The 22,018-nt window shown below is 62.7% G+C and carries 18 protein-coding genes; 9 read left to right on the top strand and 9 right to left on the bottom strand.

The window, feature by feature from the left end:
* Positions 1-4: 4 nt before the first annotated feature.
* Positions 5-712, bottom strand: coding sequence for an MlaA family lipoprotein (locus FW789_RS02040; RefSeq protein WP_207072996.1), 708 nt, complete (start codon positions 710-712; stop codon positions 5-7).
* A gap of 190 nt (positions 713-902) precedes the next feature.
* Between FW789_RS02040 and FW789_RS02035 the strand changes: the two genes are divergently transcribed.
* Both FW789_RS02035 and FW789_RS02030 read left to right on the top strand, forming a co-directional pair.
* Complete coding sequence (locus FW789_RS02035) at positions 903-1,460, top strand: phosphonoacetaldehyde phosphonohydrolase-related protein (protein ID WP_446430812.1); 558 nt, start codon at positions 903-905, stop codon at positions 1,458-1,460.
* A gap of 122 nt (positions 1,461-1,582) precedes the next feature.
* Entirely contained in the window at positions 1,583-1,846 is a 264-nt protein-coding gene (locus tag FW789_RS02030) for a DUF4404 family protein (RefSeq protein WP_101321164.1), read from the top strand.
* Positions 1,847-1,892: 46 nt separating this feature from the next.
* On the opposite strand, the gene queF is transcribed toward FW789_RS02030, so the two are convergent.
* Positions 1,893-2,723 (bottom strand): NADPH-dependent 7-cyano-7-deazaguanine reductase QueF, encoded by an 831-nt coding sequence (queF, locus tag FW789_RS02025; protein ID WP_103438015.1) that lies wholly within the window; start codon positions 2,721-2,723, stop codon positions 1,893-1,895.
* 66 nt (positions 2,724-2,789) lie between these two features.
* The gene (locus FW789_RS02020) at positions 2,790-3,281 is read right to left on the bottom strand and encodes a cupredoxin domain-containing protein (RefSeq protein ID WP_181107922.1); all 492 of its coding nucleotides are present in this window, start codon (positions 3,279-3,281) and stop codon (positions 2,790-2,792) included.
* A 151-nt stretch (positions 3,282-3,432) separates the two neighbouring features.
* Here FW789_RS02020 and FW789_RS02015 point away from each other — a divergent pair, with 151 nt between their 5' ends.
* Together FW789_RS02015 and FW789_RS02010 are read left to right on the top strand one after the other, a co-directional pair.
* On the top strand, positions 3,433-4,113 hold the full coding sequence (locus FW789_RS02015; RefSeq protein ID WP_103438017.1) for a heavy metal response regulator transcription factor: 681 nt from the start codon (positions 3,433-3,435) through the stop codon (positions 4,111-4,113).
* Positions 4,110-5,513: a heavy metal sensor histidine kinase gene (locus FW789_RS02010; RefSeq protein ID WP_446431048.1), complete on the top strand. Its 1,404-nt coding sequence runs from the start codon at positions 4,110-4,112 to the stop codon at positions 5,511-5,513. Before FW789_RS02015 ends, FW789_RS02010 begins: the two co-directional genes overlap by 4 nt.
* Here the strand turns inward: FW789_RS02010 and FW789_RS02005 are convergent.
* The 3 genes from FW789_RS02005 to FW789_RS01995 form a co-directional block, all read right to left on the bottom strand.
* Positions 5,491-6,735, bottom strand: a complete 1,245-nt coding sequence (locus FW789_RS02005; RefSeq protein WP_446430811.1) for a lipoprotein-releasing ABC transporter permease subunit — start codon at positions 6,733-6,735, stop codon at positions 5,491-5,493. The two genes, FW789_RS02010 and FW789_RS02005, sit on opposite strands and share 23 nt — an antisense overlap.
* Before the next feature lie 61 nt (positions 6,736-6,796).
* On the bottom strand, positions 6,797-7,480 hold the full coding sequence (gene lolD, locus FW789_RS02000; RefSeq protein ID WP_178080783.1) for a lipoprotein-releasing ABC transporter ATP-binding protein LolD: 684 nt from the start codon (positions 7,478-7,480) through the stop codon (positions 6,797-6,799).
* A gap of 7 nt (positions 7,481-7,487) precedes the next feature.
* On the bottom strand, positions 7,488-8,738 hold the full coding sequence (locus FW789_RS01995; protein ID WP_101321174.1) for a lipoprotein-releasing ABC transporter permease subunit: 1,251 nt from the start codon (positions 8,736-8,738) through the stop codon (positions 7,488-7,490).
* A gap of 93 nt (positions 8,739-8,831) precedes the next feature.
* Here FW789_RS01995 and FW789_RS01990 point away from each other — a divergent pair, with 93 nt between their 5' ends.
* Together FW789_RS01990 and FW789_RS01985 are read left to right on the top strand one after the other, a co-directional pair.
* Complete coding sequence (locus FW789_RS01990) at positions 8,832-9,416, top strand: PilZ domain-containing protein (RefSeq protein WP_101321176.1); 585 nt, start codon at positions 8,832-8,834, stop codon at positions 9,414-9,416.
* Positions 9,417-9,447: 31 nt separating this feature from the next.
* Positions 9,448-10,164 (top strand): glycerophosphodiester phosphodiesterase, encoded by a 717-nt coding sequence (locus tag FW789_RS01985; RefSeq protein ID WP_103438019.1) that lies wholly within the window; start codon positions 9,448-9,450, stop codon positions 10,162-10,164.
* A gap of 48 nt (positions 10,165-10,212) precedes the next feature.
* Here the strand turns inward: FW789_RS01985 and sthA are convergent, their stop codons facing one another.
* Both sthA and FW789_RS01975 read right to left on the bottom strand, forming a co-directional pair.
* Positions 10,213-11,607, bottom strand: coding sequence for a Si-specific NAD(P)(+) transhydrogenase (gene sthA / locus FW789_RS01980; RefSeq protein WP_101321180.1), 1,395 nt, complete (start codon positions 11,605-11,607; stop codon positions 10,213-10,215).
* Between the two features lie 349 nt (positions 11,608-11,956).
* Positions 11,957-13,420: a glyceraldehyde-3-phosphate dehydrogenase gene (locus FW789_RS01975; protein WP_186699548.1), complete on the bottom strand. Its 1,464-nt coding sequence runs from the start codon at positions 13,418-13,420 to the stop codon at positions 11,957-11,959.
* 168 nt (positions 13,421-13,588) lie between these two features.
* Here FW789_RS01975 and mfd point away from each other — a divergent pair, with 168 nt between their 5' ends.
* Genes mfd through FW789_RS01960 form a run of 3 tightly spaced genes read left to right on the top strand, consistent with a single transcriptional unit; the run spans position 13,589 to position 20,925 of the window.
* On the top strand, positions 13,589-17,038 hold the full coding sequence (mfd, locus tag FW789_RS01970; RefSeq protein WP_103438021.1) for a transcription-repair coupling factor: 3,450 nt from the start codon (positions 13,589-13,591) through the stop codon (positions 17,036-17,038).
* A 10-nt stretch (positions 17,039-17,048) separates the two neighbouring features.
* Positions 17,049-17,621: a CsiV family protein gene (locus tag FW789_RS01965; protein ID WP_340611847.1), complete on the top strand. Its 573-nt coding sequence runs from the start codon at positions 17,049-17,051 to the stop codon at positions 17,619-17,621.
* Positions 17,622-17,625: 4 nt separating this feature from the next.
* Positions 17,626-20,925 carry a DEAD/DEAH box helicase gene (locus FW789_RS01960; protein WP_446430810.1) on the top strand — a complete coding sequence of 1,100 codons (3,300 nt, stop codon included), beginning with the start codon at positions 17,626-17,628 and terminating at the stop codon, positions 20,923-20,925.
* A 43-nt stretch (positions 20,926-20,968) separates the two neighbouring features.
* On the opposite strand, the gene nagZ is transcribed toward FW789_RS01960, so the two are convergent.
* Positions 20,969-21,967 (bottom strand): beta-N-acetylhexosaminidase, encoded by a 999-nt coding sequence (gene nagZ / locus FW789_RS01955; RefSeq protein WP_178080835.1) that lies wholly within the window; start codon positions 21,965-21,967, stop codon positions 20,969-20,971.
* Between the last annotated feature and the right edge of the window lie 51 nt (positions 21,968-22,018).

Raw genomic sequence — 22,018 nt, 5'->3', positions numbered from 1 at the left:
GGATTCAGAAGTCGTCTTCGACTTCGCCATCCTTGACCTTGAACTCGCGGTTCTGCAGGTAGGCGTTGCGGATGAACACGTACTTGTCGCCACTGATCAGCTTTTCAGCCGAGAGCAGGCTGGCACGGGTGTCAACCAGGTCTACCCCCAGCGTAGTGTTGCGGGTCGGTACATGATCGATGTAGCGGTACGGCTTGGTGTAGCTGTCCGGGTACTTGGCCAGGCCGTCACGCACGGTGCTCGGGCCGAGCAGCGGAATGACCACGTAAGGGCCACTGGCGACGCCCCAGTAACCGAGGGTCTGACCGAAGTCTTCGTCGTTGCGCTGCAGGCCCATGCGGGTACCCACATCGAACAAGCCGCCAACACCGAAGGTGGTGTTGACGATCAAGCGGGCGGTGTCGACGCCAGCAGCGTGGGGCTTGAGCTGCAGAATGTTGTTGGCCAGGTTGGTGACATCGCCGATGTTGCGGAAGACGTTGTGAATGCCGTCTTCGACGAACTGCGGGGTGATCGCCTGGTAGCCTTGGGCCAACGGCTTGAATGCATAGGTGTCGATCGTATCGTTGAACCGGAAGATCGGCCGGTTGACCGCCTCCCAGGGATCTTCTTCGGTAGCTGCCTGCGTAGCAGCCACGGGCGCCAGCAACAGACTGGCGCAGACACAGGCCTGGGTGATTCGCTCGATCACACTGGCGCCGATCCTATGCATAGATGTTTCTCCATCAAGATTCACGGTCGCAGATGCGCGTTTGCTCTGCTGAGTTTGGGCGACAGTATAAAGCGTCGACGGCTGATAAACAGCTTTGCTGAGTATTGCTCAACATTTTGTCAGTAACTGTTGCTACGTCATCTACATGTAACAGTCGCTACTTAGTCTGACTATTTTCAGGGAAGTTGCCATGCACGACGCACCCGCCTTCACCGCTGTGCTTTTCGGGCTGCGTGGCTGCCTGGTGGAAACCGCCAATGACGTGTCTGCGCCAGCGCCTGGCGCGCTGGCCATGCTGGCTGACCTGCACAGCCACCAGGTGCCTTGCATCTGGCTGGATGAGCCCGGCACCGGCGAGTCATTGACCAGAGTGCTGCCGAGTTGGCTGCCGGGGCATTCGACCCCTTCCCTGCCCTGGCCGGCACCGAATGCCTGCTGGCAGGCGCTGATGCAGCTCAACATCGCGAAGCTCGATGGCAGCGTGCTGGTCAGCGGTGATCCGCGCTTGCTTGAATCTGCGCTCAAAGCCGGTTTGTGGACTATCGGCCTGGCGGCATGCAGCCCCCGCTGCGAGGCCTCGGCGAAGCGCTGGCAGGCGATGACCGCCCAAGCCCAGCAAGCGAATCGCGGCAAGGCCACCCTTGAGCTGTTCAAGCTCGGCGCGCATTCGGTGATCGATCATCTGGAAGCGCTACAACCGTGCCTGGCGGATATCGCCCAACGCCGCCGCAAAGGTGAAAAACCCTGATACAGGCGGCTTGACGCGGATCATGCAAAGCCGTGGCGAGTGGATTACGCTTGAGGCATGCGCGAACCTTTGCCCAATGGCCGAGGTCCATGCTTTGCCAAGTCATAGAGGGAGAACACCTGATGCCTGCCCGCGAATTGCAAGAGCAGCTCGATAGCCTGCGCGATCAACTGGATCGCAACCCGCCGCTCACGCTGGAAGAGCGCGACAACCTGCACAGCCTGATGCAACAGATCGAGGCGCAGATCAAACTGGAAGAAGCCACCCAGGACACCAACCTGGTCGACGGCGTCAACCTCGCCGTCGAGCGCTTCGAGGTGGCCCACCCCGACCTCACCGCCACGCTGCGCAACATCGCCAACAGCTTGCACAGCATGGGCATCTGAATCAGGCGGGGCCGACGCGGCACTCAGATGCCCCGTCGGCCAACTATTACTGCCGAACCAGACGCAGGTTTTGCGGGCTGATCGGCCCGTTGCTGCGGTACGGGTTGATATCCAGCCCACCGCGACGCACATACCGCGCGTACACCGTCAGGTGCTCAGGCTGCAGCAAGCGCTTGAGGTCCAGATAGATCCGCTCGACACACTGCTCATGGAAGTCAGCGTGCTGGCGGAAGCTCACCAGATACGTCAGCAAGCTGGCGTGATCCAGCGCCAGGCCCTTGTACTTGACTACCACCGTGCCCCAGTCAGGCTGGCCGGTCACCGGGCAATTGGACTTGAGCAGGTGGCTGTGCACCGTCTCTTCCACTACTTGGGTTGAATCGCACTGCAACAGTTGCGGCTGCGGTTGCTCGTAGTTGCTGATCGCGACATCGAGTTCGTCAATGCACACCCCAGGCAATGCCACTACACCTTCATCCTGCACTTCTGCCAGGCTGCGCACGCGCACCGTCACCGGCGCGCCCGCAGCGGCAGACAAGTCTTTCTCCAGGCAAGCCTGCAGCTCAGCGCTGCTGGCAAAGGCCGTCTGGTTAAGCGAGTTGAGGTACAGCTTGAACGACTTCGATTCGATGATATTCGGTGACTGTGCCGGGATGGCGAACTCACCGATGGCCACCACCGGCTTGCCGGACGGCAACAGCCAGGACAGCTCAAAGCAGTTCCAGTAGTCAACGCCCTGCCACGGCAGGGCGTCGCCACTGACACCAAGCTCGGCCCACTTGGCCAGGCGCGGAATCGGGAACAGCAGCGACGGAGTGTAGGTTGCAATATATTCGCTGGATTTACCCAGCGGAGAGTCTTCGGCAGCGGGATGCATGGTCAGGACCTGGAAAAAACGGATGCGCCCAGTTTACCGGTTTTGCAGCCCGCCTTGGGTCCGAACTCACTCGATGGTCAGCGGCCCGACCATCCCGGCCTGATAATGCCCCGGCACGTTGCAGGCAAACTCGATCGGCGCAGCGCTACGGAAGGTCCAGGTCAGCTCGCCGCGCTGGCCGGGCTGCAGCAGCACGGTGTTGCCGCTGTCGTGGCCGTGTTCACCATGGCCCATCTGGCTGTGATCCATGCCCCCGGTGAACAGTTTGCCCTGCATCGCCACCATTTGTTTCTGATGCTCTGCGTGCATGGCCTTGTCGCCCAGATTGAACTCGTGGGGCAACTGGCCCTGGTTGATCAGCACAAAACGCACGGTCTCGCCGGCCTTGACCTGCAAACTGCTGGGCTCAAAGGCGATGTCCTTGAGCACCACCTCAACCGTGCGAGTGGCCTTGGCCGCTGGCGCTGGCTCACCGAAAGCGAAGCTGGTGTGCTCGGCGTCAGCCCAGCCCGACGTGCTGAACAGCGCGAAGGCAGCAGCGATGAACAGGTGTTTCATATCTACTCCGATAATGACGGCAATGTCGTGCCACTCTGCGCTGGCGCAGCTGGCAACTGGCTGACCGCAAGATTACAACTTTGTCAGCTTGGCTTGAGAGCGGGTTCGTCACGTATCATTTCCACTACTCCCTGACCGACGCAAAAACCTGATGAAACTGCTGATCGTCGAAGACCAGGTCAAGACTGGCCAATACCTGCAACAAGGCCTCACCGAGGCCGGCTTTGCCTGCGAGCTCAGCGCCGACGGCGAAACCGGGCTGCACCTGGCGCTGACCGGCGATCATGCACTGCTGATTCTTGATGTGATGCTGCCAGGCCGCAGCGGTTGGGAGATTCTGCAGGCGGTACGCCAGGCAGGGCTCGCCACCCCAGTATTGTTCCTCACCGCCCGCGACGCCGTGGAGGACCGCGTGCATGGCCTGGAACTGGGCGCAGACGACTATCTGGTCAAGCCGTTCGCCTTCTCCGAGCTGCTGGCCCGCGTGCGCAGCTTGCTGCGCCGAGGCGCCGCCGGGGTGCAGGACACCACCCTGGCCTTGGCGGACCTGCGCCTGGACTTGATCCGCCGCCGCGCCGAGCGTGCCGGCCAACGCGTCGACCTTACCGCCAAGGAGTTCGCCCTGCTGGAATTGCTATTGCGCCGCCAGGGCGAGGTGCTGCCCAAGTCGTTGATTGCCTCGCAGGTATGGGACATGAACTTCGACAGCGACACCAACGTCATCGAAGTGGCCATCCGCAGGCTGCGGCTGAAGATCGACGACGGTCACGCCAGCAAGCTGATACACACGGTGCGTGGCATGGGTTATGTACTCGAAGAGCGCCAGGACTGATGCGCCGAATATCCCTCGGCAGCCGCCTCGCGCTGCTGTTTGCTGCCTGTACCGCGGCGGTTTCGCTTAGCGCCGGCGTGCTCTTCACCCAAGCCAGCGAGCAGCATTTCATCGAGTTGGATGAGCAACTGCTCGACACTCGCCTGACGCAGTTACGCGAGCAACTTACCGGTCTCCAGACACGGCAGCAGGTGGTCGACAGGCTCCCCGAGCTACGGAGCCAATTCAACCTCCAGACCGATGTCGCACTGCGCATCAGCAGCGGCACGGGCCAAGCCTGGTTCGAAAGCCGGCAAGGTTTGCCCGATGCCAACCAGTCTGCACAACTGAAGACACTGCAGGCCGGCGGCGTCGACTATCGCGGCTTGTCGGCGCCATTGATCGAGCATGATCCACAGTCACCGCAACTGACCGTGTTGCTCGACATCACCCATCACCAACATTTCTTGCAGAGCATGCAGCGCTTGATCTGGCTAACGGTGGGCCTGTCGGCACTGGCCACGGCATTGCTCGGCGCCTGGGCGGTACGCCGCGGCTTGCGCCCGTTGCGCCAGATCGGCGCGGTGGCGGCGAGCGTCAACGCTCGTTCGCTGACCACACGCCTGCCAGTGGCGCAGATGCCCGAGGAGTTGGCTCAGCTGGCAGAAAGCATGAATGCCATGCTGCAGCGGCTGGACGATGCGTTTCAACGGCTGTCGGCGTTCTCCGCGGACATCGCCCATGAACTGCGCACGCCGTTGTCGAACCTGCTGACCCACACTCAGGTGACGCTAACCCGCCCACGCAGCCTGGACGAATACCGCGAGGCCTTGCATGGCAACCTGGAGGAGCTGCAATGGATGGCGCAGCTGGTCAACGACATGCTCTACCTGGCCAAGGCTGAGCACGGCCTGCTGGTGCCTGAACAGCAGGTGCTGGACCTTGCCTCGGAAGTGGATGAACTGCTGGAGTATTACGCGCCACTGGCTGAGGACGCTGGAGTGACCCTGCTCCGCGAAGGTGAGCTGGTGATCGAGGGCGATCGGCAGATGTTGCGGCGGGCGTTTTCCAACTTGCTGGAAAATGCGCTGCGGTTTGCTGGAGCAGGTGGAGTGGTGAAGGTGGGTTTACAAGCTGGAGGCCAAGTTACGGTCGCCAATACCGGTGCGGCGATTGAAGCAGCGGCTGCGCAGCGCTTGTTTGATCGATTCTACCGCGGGGATTCGGCACGGGCCGAAGGAGGTGCTGAGCACGCCGGGCTGGGCCTGGCAATTACCCGTTCGATCGTCCTCGCCCATGGTGGCGGGATTCAGGTGGAGTGCGAAGCAGGATGGACGCGGTTTGTGATTGATTTCGGCAAGGGGCCGCACAGCGGCCCCAAAGATACCAGCGCCGGTCTCACTCGTAACGCAACGCCATAGCCGGCTCGATCTGCGAAGCCCGGTAAGCTGGATACACGGTCGCCAGGAAGCTCATCACCAAGCCCGCCGTACAGATCATCAGCACATCCCCCCACTGCAACTGCGAGGGCAAGCTGCTGATGAAATACACATCGGAGGTGAAGATGTGCTGGCCGCTGACCCGCTCCAGCCAGCCAACGATCTGACTCACGTTGATCGCCGCAATTACCCCCAGCACCCCGCCAATCAGCGTGCCGACCACACCGATCAAGCTGCCCTGAACCATGAACGTACCCATGATCTGCATCGGCGTGGCGCCAATGGTGCGCAGGATGGCGATATCCGCGCCCTTGTCGTTCACCACCATCACCAGGGTGGCGATGATATTGAACGCCGCCACCGCGATGATCATCATCAGCAGCAAGCCGATCATGGTCTTTTCCATCTTCATGGCGCTGAACAGGCTGCCCTGGGTGTGCGACCAGTCATCGGCGTGATAGGCATCGCCCAACTGCGCGGCGATGGCCTTGGACACCTGCGGCGCCGCGTACAAGTCCTGCAATTTGAGCCGCACGCCCTGCACGCTGCCCGGCGCCCAGCGCTGCATCTCGGCGGCGTCGGCCACGTTGATATAAGCCTGCGAGCCATCCAGCTCGGCACCCACCTTGAAGATTCCGACCACGGTCAGGCGCTGCATGCGTGGCGTGATACCACCCGGGGCCTTGCTGATTTCCGGCACGATCAAAGTCAGCTTGTCACCGGTGTTGAGCCGGAAGCGCCGCGCCGTCAGCTCGCCGATCACCACCCCGTATTCACCCGGGACCAGATCCTGCAAAGCGCCCTGGACGATATGCTGGCCGACGATCGACACCTTGCCCTCTTCGGCCGGCTCGATCCCGCTGACCTGAATCGGCTGCATCGCACCTTTGTACGAGAGCATGCCTTCCATTTCGGTGACCGGCGCGGCAGCGACCACTGCCGGGTTCTTCAGCGCTGCGTCAGCCACGCTGCGCCAGTCGCTCAGCGGCTGCACGCCAAGGATGCTCGCATGCGGCACCAGGCCAAGAATGCGTGAGCTCATTTCGCGCTGGAAGCCGTTCATCACCGACAGCACCACGATCATGGCCAGCACGCCCAGGGACAAGCCGATCATCGAAGTCATCGAGATGAACGAGATGAAGTGATTGCGGCGCTTGGCACGGGTGTAGCGAGCACCGATGAACAAGGGCAAGGGTCTGAACATGTACGAGAACACCCAATGAACAAAAGTTGCGGGGTGGATCATTCCACCCCGGGCAGTCGACTCAGATCGCCACCAGGTGGCCATCTTCCAGCTTGAGCACGCGATCCATCTGCCGCGCCAGGCTCAGGTCGTGGGTCACCACCAGGAACGCAGTGCGTGATGAGCTGGAAAGCTCTTGCATCAGTTCCTGAATGCCCTGCGCAGTGTGATGGTCGAGGTTGCCGGTCGGCTCATCGAGCATCACCAGCCCCGGCCGATTGACCAGAGCGCGGGCGATCGCCACACGCTGGCGCTCACCACCGGACAGCTCGGCCGGTTTGTGGCTCAGGCGATGGCCGAGGCCAACCCGCTTGAGCAAGGCCTCGGCACGCTCGCGCGCTTCCGGGATCGGCGTGCGCCCGATCAGCAGCGGCATGCACACGTTTTCCAGCGCCGTGAACTCGGCCAGCAGGTGGTGAAACTGATACACGAAGCCCAGCGCTCGGTTGCGCAGCAGGCCACGGGCGCGCTCGCCCAGTGCCGACAACTCTTCGCCAGCCAGCCACACGCTGCCCTGGCTCGGCGTGTCGAGGCCGCCCAGCAAGTTGAGCAAGGTACTCTTGCCGGAACCGGAGCTGCCGACAATCGCCACCCGCTCACCCGGCAGCAGTTCAAGCTGCAGATTGGCCAGCACCTGCACCGACTCCGGGCCCTCGTCGTAGGACTTGCCCAGGTTGCGGCAACTCAGAACGGCTTTATCACTCATGCGCGACTCACTCATAACGTAGCGCCTCTGCAGGCTGGGTGCGCGCCGCACGCCAGGCCGGATACAGGGTGGCGAGGAAACTCAGGATCAATGCCGCGCCGCAGACCATCCACACGTCCTGGGCGATGATCTGCGAAGGCAGGTAGTCGATGAAGTACACATCGGCGTTGAGGAACTTGTGCCCGATCAGCTTCTCGATGCCGGCAATCGCCGCGCTGACATTGAGCGCAGCGAGAATGCCGACTACCGCACCAATCAAGGTGCCGACCACGCCGATCACCGTACCCTGGACCATGAAGATGGCCATGATCTGCCCGGGCGTAGCGCCCAGGGTGCGCAGAATGGCGATGTCGCCGCGCTTGTCATTGACCACCATCACCAGGGTAGAAATGATGTTGAACGCCGCCACCGCCACGATCAGCAGCAGGAGCAGACCAATCATTGCCTTCTCCATGCGGATGGCCTGATACAGGTTGCCGTGGGTGCGGGTCCAGTCACGCGAGTAGAACTCCTGCTCGCCCAACTGCTGGGCGATGCTCCAGGCCACGCGCGGGGCTTCGAACAGGTCGTCGAATTTCAGCCGCAGGCCCTGCACCTGATCCGCTTTCCAGCGGTGCAGGCGCGACAGGTCGGCGATGTTGGTCAAGCCCAGGAAGCCGTCGATCTCGCCCGCACCGACATGAAAGGTGCCGACCACGGTGAAGCGCTTCATGCGCGGGAACATGCCCGCCGGAGTGACGCTGACCTCTGGCGCCACGAAGGTCAGTTTGTCACCGACCTTGACGCCCAGTTTGGCCGCGGCCTTGTCGCCGATCATGATGCCCCACTCGCCGGGCGCCAGCTTGTCGATGCTGCCTTCGCGGATGAAGTTGTCGATGATCGACACCTCCCGCTCACGCGCAGGATCAATACCGTTGAGCAGCACCTTGCTGACCTTGCCATCGAAGGTCAGCAGGCCCTGCATCTGGGTGAAAGGCGCGACCGCCACGACTTGTGGATTCTGCTTTACTTGTTGAGCAAGGGCAGGCCAATCATTGATCGGCTGGCCGCTCTCAAGCGTGGCGTGAGGGATCATGCCAAGCACGCGGGTACGCATCTCGTGGTCAAAGCCATTCATCACCGAGAGCACCACGATCATCACCACCACGCCCAGGGCGAGGCCGATCATCGAGGTCAGGGAAATGAACGAGACGAAATGGTTGCGGCGTTTGGCACGGGTGTAGCGAGTACCAATAAATACGAAAAGAGGTCTGAACATGTCGGGGCTTGTTCGGATGAAAGGGAACGTCCTTGTGGCGAGGCGCCTACGGCGGCTTTACACTCGGACCACCGCCGTAACCTTGGGTTCGCCATGACGACAATAGACGATGAAGATCGCCGCGAATACTACCGCATCGAAGACAGGATCGCACTGGAAATCACCCCGCTGAGCGCGGCTGAGGCCCTGGAGCCAGAACTGTTGCAGGATGATTCGCCGCTGTTCAACCTGCTCAGCGAACTGCATCTGTCCGACTTCGAATCGCAACATCTGCTGCGCCAGTTGAGCGACAAGGACCGCACCCTGGCAGCGTTTTTACGGGCCCAGAACAAACGCCTCGACCTGCTCAGCGCAGTGGTCGCGCACAGCCTGCTTGGCGAGATCGGCGCACCACATCGGGTGATCCTCTCCGAGGGCGGCATCGAGTTCAGCCAGACCAGCGCGATCGCCGCCGGCACCCGAGTCAAGGTCAAGATGGTGTTGATGCCCCGCGCCCATGGTTTGCTGCTGCGCGGCCGGGTTACCCACTGCGACGCCCGCCCCGGCGGCGACTATGAAGTCGGCACCGAATTCACCGACATGACCGACGCCCAGCGCCAGTTGTTGGCGCGGTATATCCTGCAGCGCCAGCAACAGCAACGTCGGCAGGCGCTGGAACAGAACGACCCCGCCTCCTGAGCTCCGCTCTTATTGATTTGAAGGAACGAACGTGACCCTGATCTACGGCCATCGCGGCGCCAAGGGCGAAGCACCTGAAAACACCCTGACCAGCTTCCGTCAGTGCCTGGAGCACGGCGTCAATCGCTGTGAACTGGACCTGCACCTGTCGGCCGACAACCAGCTGATGGTGATCCACGACCCAACGCTCAAGCGCACCACCGGCCGCCGCGGCAAGGTAGTCGAACACAGCGCAGCTGACCTGAACACCTATGACGCCCGTGCCGGCGGCCCCGGCCATGTACAGCCCTGCCCTATTCCACGGCTTGAAGAGCTGTTCGAGAAATGCGCATTCGAGCACTGGCAGCTTGAGGTCAAAAGCGCTTCGCGCACTCGCGCCGCCAGTACCGTGCTGGCCATCCGTGAGCTGGCGCAGCAATATGGCCTGCTCGACAAGGTCACCATCACCTCAAGCTCGCGCGAAGTGCTCAGCGCTGCGGTTGAGCTGGTGCCGGATGTGTCGCGTGGGCTGGTAGCAGAATATGCCTGGCTCGACCCACTGAAGGTCGCGCAGAACTACAACTGCCAGATGCTCGCCCTGAACTGGACGCTATGCACCCCCGAGCGCCTGATCAAGGCACAGCGCCAGGGTTTGCACGTGTCGGTATGGACGGTCAACGAGCCGGCGCTGATGCGCCGACTCGCCGACTTTGGCGCTGACAGCCTGATTACAGACTTTCCCGGTTTGGCCAAGACCACCCTTGGGTAGGATTGAAACCGAGCTCCCCGACCGGCTCAGGCCACCGGTCGGAGCCGCTCAAAAAAGCCGGTTGAGGCCGTCGTAGGCCGCTACGCGATAGGCTTCGGCCATGGTCGGGTAGTTGAAGGTGGTGTTGACGAAGTACTTCAGGGTATTGCGCTCACCCGGCTGATCCATGATCGCCTGGCCGATGTGCACGATCTCCGAAGCCTGGTAACCAAAGCAGTGTACGCCCAGGATCTGCAAGGTCTCGCGATGGAACAGGATCTTCAGCATGCCTTGCGGCTCACCGGCGATCTGCGCACGCGCCATGCTCTTGAAGAATGCCTTGCCGACTTCGTACGGCACCTTGGCCTGGGTCAGTTCCTGCTCGTTCTTGCCGATCGAGCTGATCTCGGGAATGGTGTAGATCCCGGTCGGCACGTCGTTGACGAAGCGCCAGCTGCCATTGTCGACAATGCTGCCCGCTGCCGAGCGGCCCTGGTCGTGGGCGGCACTGGCCAGGCTCGGCCAGCCGATCACGTCACCGGCGCCATAAATGTTCGGCACGGTGCTGCGGTAGGCTTCATCGACTTCGATCTGACCACGGCTGTTGACCTTGATGCCGATGTTTTCCAGGCCCAGCTTGTCGGTGTTGCCGGTACGGCCGTTGCACCAGAGCAAGGCGTCGGCCTTGATCTTCTTGCCCGACTTCAAATGCAGGATCACGCCGTTGTCGAGGCCTTCGACCCGCTCGTAGTCCTCGTTATGACGCACGGTGATGTTGTTGTTGCTGAAGTGGTAGCTCAGTGCCTGGGAGATTTCCGAATCGAGGAAGCTCAGCAGCTGCCCACGGTTGTCGACCAGCTCGACCAGTACACCCAGGCCACTGAAGATCGAGGCGTACTCGCAGCCGATCACGCCAGCGCCGTAGACAATCAGTTTGCGCGGGGTGTGGCTGAGGCTGAGGATGGTGTCGCTGTCATATACACGCGGGTGGTTGAAGTCGATATCAGCCGGGCGGTACGGGCGCGAACCGGTGGCGATGATGATGTGCTTGGCCACCAGCTTTTCGACCACGCCATTGGCGCAGACCACTTCGACCGTTTGCTCGTCGGCAAAGCTGCCGGTACCGACAAATACATCGACGCGGTTACGGGCGTAGTAGCCGGTGCGCGAAGCGACCTGCTTGGAGATCACCTTCTCGGCGCTCTTGAGCACGTCCGGGAACGAGAACCAGCGCGGCTCGCCAATGGCACGGAACATCGGGTTGGTGTTGAACTGCATGATCTGCCGCACCGAGTGACGCAGTGCCTTGGACGGGATGGTGCCCAGGTGGGTGCAGTTGCCGCCAACCTGGCGACGGCTATCGACCATCGCCACCTTGCGCCCTGCTTTGGCGGCGTTCATTGCCGCACCTTCTCCGGCCGGGCCGGAACCCAGCACCACTACGTCGTAGTTGTAGACAGCCATGCGTACTCCTTCAAAACTGGCCCGCCGGCCGGTTGGCCGCGGGGCGCGATCATGTCGCCGCGGCGCCATGGAAAAATTCGGGTGCAGTCTAATCAAGCGTCAACGCCGCGCACATTAACCCTTGGTCGCGTCGTAGGCGAATTTTGCCTTCACTACATATCGTGCAAGGCAAGCCTGCGCTAGCCGGCCATTGCCTTTCAAATGCCGATCAGTTAAGCCAATTGGGGCCGCTCTGCGGCCCTTCGCGGGTGAACCCGCTCCCACAGATAGGCCAATCCTGTGGGAGCGGGCTTGCCCGCGAAGGGCTGCAAAGCAGCCCCAAAATCAGCAATACAACGCTATCGGCGGATCAGCGCGGGAAGGCTGGCGGGTTGACCCCGGCCATGTCTTCCATCACGCGCACTACCTGGCAGCTGTAACCGAATTCGTTGTCGTACCAGACGTACAGGACAACACGGTTTTCGTTGCAGATGGTCGCTTCGGCATCAACCACACCGGCGTGGCGCGAGCCAACGAAGTCGGTCGAAACCACTTCCTGCGAGTTGACGTAGTCGATCTGCTTGTGCAGCTCGGAGTGCATGGCGACCTGGCGCAGGTACTCGTTGATCTCTTCGCGGCTGGTGCCGTTTTCGAGGTTCAGGTTGAGGATGGCCATGGACACGTTCGGCGTCGGTACGCGGATCGCGTTGCCGGTCAGTTTGCCCTTGAGCACAGGCAGCGCCTTGGCAGCAGCGGTGGCGGCACCGGTTTCGGTGATGACCATGTTCAGCGGCGCGGCGCGGCCACGACGGCTGCCCTTGTGGAAGTTGTCGATCAGGTTCTGGTCGTTGGTGAACGAGTGAACGGTTTCGACGTGACCATTGATGATGCCGAACTTGTCGTTGACTGCCTTGAGCACCGGCACGATGGCGTTGGTGGTGCAGGAAGCCGCGGAGATGATCTTGTCATCGGCGCTGATTTCACCGTGGTTGATGCCATGCACGATGTTCTTCAGCGCGCCTTTGCCAGGTGCGGTGAGGATTACGCGGGAAGCGCCTGGGCATGCCAGGTGCTGGCCGAGGCCGTCGGCGTCACGCCATACACCGGTGTTGTCGACGATCAGCGCATCTTTGATGCCGTACTGGGTGTAGTCGACTTCGCTCGGGCTCTTGGCGTAGATAACCTGGATCAGGTTGCCGTTGGCGGTGATGGTGTTGTTGGCTTCGTCGATGGTGATGGTGCCATCGAACGGGCCGTGCACCGAGTCACGACGCAGCAGGCTGGCGCGTTTGACCAGGTCGTTTTCAGCACCCTTGCGGACAACGATGGCGCGCAGACGCAGGCCGTCGCCACCACCGGTTTTCTCGATCAGGATGCGTGCCAGCAGACGGCCGATGCGACCGAAGCCGTACAGCACAACGTCGGTGCCCTTGCGCGCCGAAACGTTTTGCTGACCAACCACGTCGGCCAGTTCTTCGCGGACGAACTGCTCGGCGCTGCGGCCATTGCCTTCAAGCTTGAACTTGTTGGCCAGCTTGCCCAGGTCGACCGAAGCGGCGCCCAGTTTCAGCTCGCTCATCGCCTTGAGCAAAGGGAACGTCTCGTGGACAGACAGTTCGGTCTCGTCGGTCTGACGATGACGCGCAAAGCGGTGCGCCTTGAGGATCGAGATCACCGAACGGTTGATCAGACTACGGCCATAGATCGAGCTCACCACATTGTTGTTGCGGTAGAGCTGACCGATAAGCGGGATCATGGCTTCAGCCAAAGCTTCACGATCAATCCACTCACCAAGACACTGGTCGGGCTTCTGAGTCACGGGAACCTTCCACATGTAGGGGTAGAAAAAAGGGGCTACATTATGACGCCCCACGGCGTATCGAGCAATGAGCGCCTGTCGTTAACGCTGCACACCGCTGCTTGAGCCCTCGCGAGCCTGACAGCTGGCACCGGCGTCGGTACAATCGACCTCTTTGCCGCAACGCTTGGAGTGCATTCTCCCGTGTCAGTTCTGCGCTTACCGCAATTGTCGGCCCAGGCCGGCAAACAAACCTGGGGCAACTTGCCCGGTGCCGCCCTCAGCCTGGCCATCGCCGAGGCCGCCAGTGGCGCCCGGCGCTTCACCCTGCTGCTGACCGCCGACAGCCAGGCCGCCGACCGTCTCGAGCAGGAGCTGCGCTTCTTTGCCCCGGACCTGCCGGTGCTGCCGTTCCCCGACTGGGAAACCCTGCCATACGATCTGTTCTCGCCGCACCAGGACATCATCTCGCAGCGTATCGCCAGCCTGTACCGGCTGCCGGAACTGGACCACGGCATTCTCGTGGTGCCGATCACCACCGCCCTGCACCGCCTGGCGCCAACGCGCTTTCTGCTCGGCAGCAGCCTGGTCCTCGACATCGGCCAGACCATTGATGTCGAGCAGATGCGCAGCCGCCTCGAAGCCAGCGGCTATCGCTGCGTCGACACGGTCTACGAGCATGGCGAATTTGCCGTGCGCGGCGCGCTGATCGACCTGTTCCCGATGGGTAGCAAACTGCCGTTTCGGATCGACCTGTTCGACAACGAAATCGAGACCCTGCGCACCTTCGATCCAGAGACCCAGCGCTCGATCGACAAGGTCGAATCGGTACGCCTGCTGCCGGCACGCGAATTCCCGATGCAGAAGGAAGAAGTCACCCGCTTCAAGGCACGTTTCCGCGAGCGCTTCGACGTGGATTTTCGCCGCAGCGCGATCTTCCAGGACCTCGCCAGCGGGATCATCCCCGCCGGCATCGAGTACTACCTGCCGCTGTTCTTTGAAGAAACCGCGACGCTGTTCGACTACCTTCCGGCTGACACCCAGGTGTTCTCGATGCCCGGCGTCGAGCAGGCTGCCGAGCATTTCTGGAACGACGTGCGCGGGCGCTATGAAGACCGCCGCGGCGACCTGACCCGACCACTGCTGCCGCCGGCTGAACTATTCATGCCAGTGGAAGACTGCTTCGCCCGCCTCAAGCAGTGGCCGCGCGTGGTGGTCAGCAGTGACGACCTCGAACCCGGCGCTGGCCGGCAGAGCTTCCCGGCGCGCGAGCTGCCCAACCTGGCCATCGAAGCCAAGGCCAATCAACCGCTGGCGGCGCTGTCGACGTTTCTTGAGCAGTTCCCGGGCCGGGTGCTGTTCACTGCCGAATCTGCCGGCCGCCGCGAAGTGCTGCTGGAGCTGCTCGAGCGGCTCAAGCTGCGCCCGCAGACCGTTGACGGCTGGACCGATTTCATCACCGGCAAAGAGCGCCTGGCGATCACCATCGCGCCGCTCGACTACGGCCTGCTGCTGGACGACCCGGCACTGGCATTGATCGCCGAAAGCCCGTTGTTCGGCCAGCGCGTGATGCAGCGCCGACGCCGCGAGAAGCGCGGCGAGGCGGCCAACGATGCGGTGATCAAAAACCTCACCGAACTGCGCGAAGGCGCACCGGTGGTGCATATCGATCACGGGGTCGGCCGCTATCTGGGCCTGGCCACACTGGAAATCGACGGCCAGGCCGCCGAATTCCTCACCCTTGAGTACGCCGAGAACGCCAAGCTGTACGTGCCGGTCGCCAACCTGCACCTGATCGCCCGCTACACCGGCAGCGATGACGCCCTGGCGCCGCTGCACCGGCTCGGCTCGGAAACCTGGCAGAAGGCCAAGCGCAAGGCTGCCGAGCAGGTCCGCGACGTGGCTGCCGAACTGCTCGACATCTATGCCCGTCGTGCCGCACGCAAGGGCTATGCCTTTGCCGACCCTGCCGCCGATTACGCCACCTTCAGCGCCGGCTTCCCGTTCGAGGAAACACCCGATCAGCAGAACGCCATCGACGCGGTGCGCGAGGACATGCTCGCTGCCAAGCCGATGGACCGTCTGGTCTGCGGCGACGTCGGCTTCGGCAAGACCGAAGTGGCCATGCGCGCGGCATTCATCGCCGTGCACAGCGGCCGCCAGGTGGCCGTGCTGGTACCGACCACCCTGCTCGCCCAGCAGCACTACAACAGCTTCCGCGACCGCTTTGCCGACTGGCCGGTAACCGTCGAGGTGATGAGCCGCTTCAAGTCGGCCAAGGATATCGCCGCTGCCGCCGCCAATCTGGCCGAGGGCAAGATCGACATCCTGATCGGCACGCACAAGCTGCTGCAGGATGACGTGCGCTTCAAAGACCTCGGTCTGGTAGTGATCGACGAAGAGCACCGCTTTGGCGTGCGGCAAAAAGAGCAGCTCAAGGCCCTGCGCAGCGAAGTCGACATCCTCACCCTGACTGCCACGCCGATCCCGCGCACCCTGAACATGGCCGTGGCCGGCATGCGCGACCTGTCGATCATCGCCACCCCGCCGGCGCGCCGGTTGTCGGTACGCACCTTCGTCATGGAGCAGAACAACAGCACGGTGAAGGAAGCTCTACTGCGCGAACTGCTGCGTGGCGGCCAGGTGTATTACCTGCACAACGACGTCAAGACCATCGAGAAGTGCGCGGCCGACCTCGCCGAACTGGTACCTGAAGCGCGCATCGGCATCGGCCACGGGCAGATGCGCGAGCGCGAGCTGGAACAGGTCATGAGCGACTTCTATCACAAGCGCTTCAACGTGCTGATCGCCTCGACCATCATCGAAACCGGTATCGACGTGCCCAGTGCCAACACCATCGTCATCGAGCGCGCCGACAAGTTTGGCCTGGCCCAGTTGCACCAGCTGCGCGGCCGGGTTGGCCGTAGCCACCACCAGGCCTATGCCTACCTGCTCACCCCTGCCCGGCAGAAGGTCAGCAGCGACGCCGAAAAACGCCTGGAGGCGATTGCCAACACCCAGGACCTCGGTGCCGGCTTCGTGCTGGCCACCAACGACCTGGAAATCCGCGGCGCCGGCGAGTTGCTTGGCGACGGCCAGAGCGGCCAGATACAGGCGGTCGGCTTCACTCTGTACATGGAAATGCTCGAACGCGCAGTCAAGGCGATCCGCAAGGGCAACCAGCCAAACCTGGAACAACCACTTGGCGGCGGCCCGGAAATCAACCTGCGCCTGCCGGCGTTGATCCCCGAAGACTACCTGCCCGATGTGCATGCGCGGCTGATCCTGTACAAGCGCATCGCTTCGGCGGCCGACGAAGAAGGCCTCAAGGACCTGCAGGTCGAGATGATCGACCGCTTCGGCCTGTTGCCGGAGCCGACCAAGAACCTGATCCGCATCACCCTGCTCAAGCTGCAGGCAGAAAAACTCGGCATCAAGAAAGTCGACGGCGGCCCCAACGGCGGCAAGATCGAATTCGAAGCCGAGACCCCGGTCGACCCGCTGACCCTGATCAAGCTGATCCAGGGCCAGCCCAAACGCTACAAGTTCGAAGGCGCTACCCAGTTCCGCTTCCTGGTGCCGATGGAACGCCCGGAAGAACGCTTCAATACAGTGGAGGCGCTGTTCGAGCGCCTCACCCCACAGCCTGCTTGAAGGAAGTTACATGCGTGCCATTCGTTGCCTGACCTTGCTGTTGACGCTGTGTGCGCCGACGGCGTTTGCTGATGGCTTGTATCAGGTGGAAATGCTGCTGGTGCGGCAAAACGATGTACCGGCGGTGACCAGCCAGTTCGCCCCGGAAGACTGGCGCGCCGGCGCGCCGCGCTTGAGCAAGGAAGCCGAACGGCCACCGGTGCTGACCGACGAAGCGACCCGCCTGGAGGCTACGCCGAGCTACACCGTGCTGCTGCACAAGGCCTGGCAGCAACAGCTCGACAGCGAGCCCAGCAGCATTGCTCTGGGCGCTGGCGAGGAGCAGTTCGGTCACTTCCCGATCGAGGGCAACCTGAGCCTGGCCGACGGCCGCTTCATCGCCGTGCAGGCGAGCTTCTGGGTCAACCAGCTCGATGGCAACGGTAACGTGCTGCGCAGCGAGCACTTCCAGCAGAGCAATCGCAACATGAAAAGCGGCCAGCTGACCTTCCTCGACGGTGGCCACCTGGCACTTCTGCTCAAGGTCGCACCCGTCGGCGCGCGCAAACTGCCGGAGATGACTCCGGAGATGATGGAGCAGTGACACCGTGACCTCCGACGCAGTCGCCCTGGTGCGCAGCAACATCAGCTGGAAACGCGCCTTCTCCGCTGCGGTTTTGCAACGCGGCCAGCGCTACGCCGAAGAAGACCGGGTACAGATCCTCGACCATGACGACAGGCGGATCGAAGCCACCTGTCGCGGCAGCGGCAGCGGCATCTATACCCAGCGCATTTTCATCACTGCGGCAGCTGGCCAGTGCCATGTGCGCGGCCACTGTTCATGCCCGGTCAGAGAGAACTGCAAGCACTGTGCTGCGGTGCTGTTCGCCCTGCTCGACAGCAGCGCGCCGGCTGAAAGCGACGCCCTGCCCCATCATTTACAGCACTGGCTGCAAGGGATGCAGCAACCGGCCACAGTCAGCCTCGGCGCAGATGACAAACGCGGGCGGATGGTCTGCTATCAGCTGGTGCTCCATGAAGACCGCAGCTGCAGCCTGCGCGTGCGCAAAGGCACCGACGATGAGCGTGGCCTGCGCTTCAGCCGGGTGCAGTCGCTGTATGACTTTTTGTATGACACGCCACGCTTCGTCACAGCTGAAGACCTACGCATCCTGCGCCAGTTGAATGGACAGAACATCCCTTACGGCCAGGACCGCGGCTACGCACTCAAAGGCCAGGAAGGCGGCGAATTGCTGCAGCGCGCACTGGACACCGGCCGCGTCCTGTACAGCGACGACCGGCCACTGCTGCGCCAGGGCCCGGAGCGCGAGGCCGAGTTCCGCTGGGTGCGCCAGAGCGACGCCACCTATTGCGGCAGCTGGTTCAGCGGCGAGGAGAAGCTGTTCGTGCTGGCACTGGCGCCGCTGTTCTGGCTGGATGTACGCGCCGGTGAAATTGGCCGTGTCAGCCATTCACTCGACCCGCATATAGCCCTGCAACTGTCACTGGCACCACCGGTACCCGAGCATCTGGTAGTGCCGCTGAGTCACAAGCTCAACGCCCTCAACCATCAAGTGCCGACCCCGACCGAGGTCAAGCAGCAGCTGCTCGAAGATATCCAGCCGACCCCGCGCCTGACCCTGGGCAGTCTCGAGTTCAGCGCTTACACGCCCAAGACCGGGCGCATGCAACGGCAGATGCAACACCGCGCCGCGCTGGCGTTCGACTACGACGGCGTGCTGGCAATCGGCAACGACGACAAGCCCCTGACCCGCCTGGTTGGCGCCACCAGCCAGCGCATCCGTCGTCAGCCACAGGCCGAGCAAGCCATGCGCAAGACCCTGCGCGAACTGGGCTTCAAGCTGGCCACCCGGCAAAGCAAAGCGTTGCCCGACAGTGCCGGCGACATGCATCAGCTTGCCGACGACGAAGCGTGGCTGACATTTGCCCGAGACGGTTTGCCGCGCCTGCGTGAGGCCGGCTGGCACATCGATGTGCACCGCGACTTTGCCTTCAACTTGCAGGAGGTCGAAGACTGGTACGCCAGCGTCGACGAAGCGCCGGGGCATGAATGGTTCGACCTTGAGCTAGGCATCGTTGTCGATGGCCAACGTCACAGCCTGCTGCCGATCGTGCTGCAACTGCTGCGCAGCAATCCGGAAATGCTGCGCCCCAGCGAACTGGCCCGGCGCGGTGACGATGAGCACTTGCTGCTGGACCTCAACCGCGGCCGCCTCGATAGCCCGCCGCTGCGCGTTGCCCTGCCCTATGGCCGGATCAAGGTCATGATGGCGACGCTGGGCGAGCTGTATCTGCACGAACACGCAGGCGGCCCGGCGCTGCGCCTGGACCGCGCCGATGCCGCGCGCCTGAGCGACATGGAACACATGCCGCTGCTGTGGGAAGGCGGCGAGCACGTGCGCGGCCTCGGCCGGCGCCTGCGCGATGCACGGGATATCCAGGTCGAGCCGCCGCTCGCGCTCAACGCCACCCTGCGCCCGTATCAGCAGCAGGGCCTGAACTGGCTACAGGCGTTGCGCGAGATCGGCACGGGCGGGATTCTGGGCGACGACATGGGCCTGGGCAAGACTCTGCAGACCCTCGCCCATCTGCTGCTGGAGAAACAACATGGTCGCCTGTTGCAGCCAGCCCTGGCGGTGATGCCGACCAGCTTGATCCCCAACTGGATCGACGAAGCCCAGCGCTTTGCCCCCGACCTGTGCGTGCTGGCCCTGCATGGGCCGGCGCGCAGCAAGCACTTCGCCAGCCTTGACCAATACGACCTGGTCCTGACCACCTACGCGCTGGTGCCGCGCGATATAGAGCAGCTGCGCGGGCAGCACTGGCACACGCTGGTGCTGGATGAAGCGCAGAACATCAAGACCAGTACCAGCAAGGCCGCCGTCGCCGTCGGCGAGCTGCAGGCAGGCCAGCGCCTGTGCCTGACCGGTACGCCGATGGAAAACAACCTCGGCGAGCTGTGGTCGCTGTTTCACTTCCTCATGCCCGGCTGGCTGGGCGACAGCAAACGCTTCAATCAGGAATACCGCACCCCCATCGAGCGCCACGGCGATCAGGACCGCCTGGCCCACCTGGCTGGGCGCATTCGCCCGTTCCTGCTGCGTCGTACCAAAGAGCAGGTGGCCAAGGAGCTGCCAGCCAAGACCGAGATGGTGCACTGGGTCGAGCTCAGCGACGCCCAGCGCGACACCTACGAGGCGGTGCGGGTGGCGATGGACAAGAAGGTCCGCGACGAACTTGCCCGTAACGGCGCAGCGCGCAGCCAGATCGTGATTCTCGACGCCCTGCTGAAGCTGCGCCAGGTGTGCTGCGACCTGCGCCTGGTCAAGAGTGTCGAGAGCAAGGGTAATCAAGCCGACAAGGGCAAGCTGGGCAGCCTGCTGCAGATGCTCGAAGAGTTGCTCAGCGAAGGCCGCCGGGTCCTGTTGTTTTCCCAGTTCACCTCGATGCTGGCACTGATCGAGCAGGAGCTGATCAAGCGCGACATCCGCTACAGCCTGCTGACCGGCGACACTCGAGATCGGCGCGCACCGGTGCAGCAGTTCCAGCAGGGTGACAGCGAAGTGTTCCTGATCAGCCTCAAGGCCGGCGGCACCGGGCTCAACCTGACCGCTGCGGATACGGTGATCCACTATGACCCATGGTGGAACCCGGCAAGCGAAAACCAGGCGACCGACCGTGCCTACCGGATTGGCCAGGACAAACCAGTGTTCGTCTACAAGCTGATCACTCGCGGCACCGTCGAAGAGAAGATTCAGTTGCTGCAGCAAGAGAAGGCAGCACTCGCCGCCGGCCTGCTCGATGGCGGCCAGAGCGGCCAGTGGCGTCTGGGTGATGAAGAGATTGAAGCGCTGTTCGCGCCGCTGCCGGGCAAGCGCAGCCGTTAGGTGAGCCGGGCTGACCTGTCACCTAGGTCAGCTCGGCATTTGTTCAGTCGATCAACTGTGCTTCTTTCAAAGCGCCAAGCGCCTCCAGCCAGCGTGGCTGCTGGCGATAATCGGTGCTGGCAAAACCCTGCCCGCGCATGCCGGCAACCCGTGGCGAAGGCTTGACCTTGAGCCGCTGCGCTGCACTCAAAGCCAGCTCTGCCGCGGCGCGGTCATTACACACCAGGCCCATGTCACAGCCGGCGCTCAAAGCCGCTTCGATCCGGTTGGCGGCATCGCCGACCACATGCGCGCCAGCCATCGACAGGTCGTCACTGAAGATAACCCCGGTAAAGCCCAGCTCGCCACGCAGAATGTCCTGCAACCAGCGACGCGAAAAGCCAGCAGGCTGATTGTCGATCTGCGGGTAGATCACATGCGCGGGCATGACCGCAGCCAACTGACCGCGCAGACGGGTGAACGGCACCAGGTCAGCCTGGCGCAACTGCTCGAGGCTGCGCTCGTCGGTGGGGATGGCCACGTGCGAGTCGGCCTCGGCCCAACCATGCCCGGGGAAGTGTTTGCCGCACGCAGCCATGCCGGCTGAGTTCATGCCGCGGATGAACGCGCCGGCCAGTTGCGTGGCCCGCTCCGGATCGCCTTCGAAGGCGCGGCTGCCAACCACTGCGCTGCGCTGATGATCAAGGTCGAGCACCGGCGCAAAGCTCAGGTCCAGACCGACCGCCAGCACTTCAGTGGCCATCAACCAGCCACATTGCTCGGCCAGGTACTCGGCATTGCGGTTGTCGGCTATCGCGCGCATGGCCGGCAGGCGCACAAAGCCCTGACGCAAGCGCTGCACGCGCCCGCCCTCCTGATCGACAGCCAGAATCAGGTCAGGCCGGATCGCCCGAATCGACGCACACAACTCTCGCACCTGACGCGGGCTGTCGATATTGCGGGCGAAGATGATCAGGCCAGCTACTTCAGGCTGGCGCAGCAACTGCCGGTCCTCGGCAGTCAGCCAGGTACCGGCGATGTCGATCATCAGGGAGCCTTGCAGGCTGGCAGTCATGAAAAGTCCTTCAGGGAATGTCGTGCGGTGAATTATCTG

It is taken from the genome of Pseudomonas sp. 1121_17 (genome assembly GCF_052850745.1).
Note: the sequence above shows the minus strand (reverse complement) of the source record. Positions and strands in the feature narration are given on the sequence as shown.

What these genes read in the sequence shown, in the direction of transcription:
- FW789_RS02040 (WP_207072996.1), bottom strand. Translation starts at nt 712, where the DNA reads ATGCATAGGATCGGCGCCAGTGTGATCGAGCGAATCACCCAGGCCTGT.
- FW789_RS02035 (WP_446430812.1), top strand. Translation starts at nt 903, where the DNA reads ATGCACGACGCACCCGCCTTCACCGCTGTGCTTTTCGGGCTGCGTGGC.
- FW789_RS02030 (WP_101321164.1), top strand. Translation starts at nt 1,583, where the DNA reads ATGCCTGCCCGCGAATTGCAAGAGCAGCTCGATAGCCTGCGCGATCAA.
- queF (WP_103438015.1), bottom strand. Translation starts at nt 2,723, where the DNA reads ATGCATCCCGCTGCCGAAGACTCTCCGCTGGGTAAATCCAGCGAATAT.
- FW789_RS02020 (WP_181107922.1), bottom strand. Translation starts at nt 3,281, where the DNA reads ATGAAACACCTGTTCATCGCTGCTGCCTTCGCGCTGTTCAGCACGTCG.
- FW789_RS02015 (WP_103438017.1), top strand. Translation starts at nt 3,433, where the DNA reads ATGAAACTGCTGATCGTCGAAGACCAGGTCAAGACTGGCCAATACCTG.
- FW789_RS02005 (WP_446430811.1), bottom strand. Translation starts at nt 6,735, where the DNA reads ATGTTCAGACCCTTGCCCTTGTTCATCGGTGCTCGCTACACCCGTGCC.
- lolD (WP_178080783.1), bottom strand. Translation starts at nt 7,480, where the DNA reads ATGAGTGATAAAGCCGTTCTGAGTTGCCGCAACCTGGGCAAGTCCTAC.
- FW789_RS01995 (WP_101321174.1), bottom strand. Translation starts at nt 8,738, where the DNA reads ATGTTCAGACCTCTTTTCGTATTTATTGGTACTCGCTACACCCGTGCC.
- FW789_RS01990 (WP_101321176.1), top strand. Translation starts at nt 8,832, where the DNA reads ATGACGACAATAGACGATGAAGATCGCCGCGAATACTACCGCATCGAA.
- sthA (WP_101321180.1), bottom strand. Translation starts at nt 11,607, where the DNA reads ATGGCTGTCTACAACTACGACGTAGTGGTGCTGGGTTCCGGCCCGGCC.
- FW789_RS01975 (WP_186699548.1), bottom strand. Translation starts at nt 13,420, where the DNA reads ATGTGGAAGGTTCCCGTGACTCAGAAGCCCGACCAGTGTCTTGGTGAG.
- FW789_RS01965 (WP_340611847.1), top strand. Translation starts at nt 17,049, where the DNA reads ATGCGTGCCATTCGTTGCCTGACCTTGCTGTTGACGCTGTGTGCGCCG.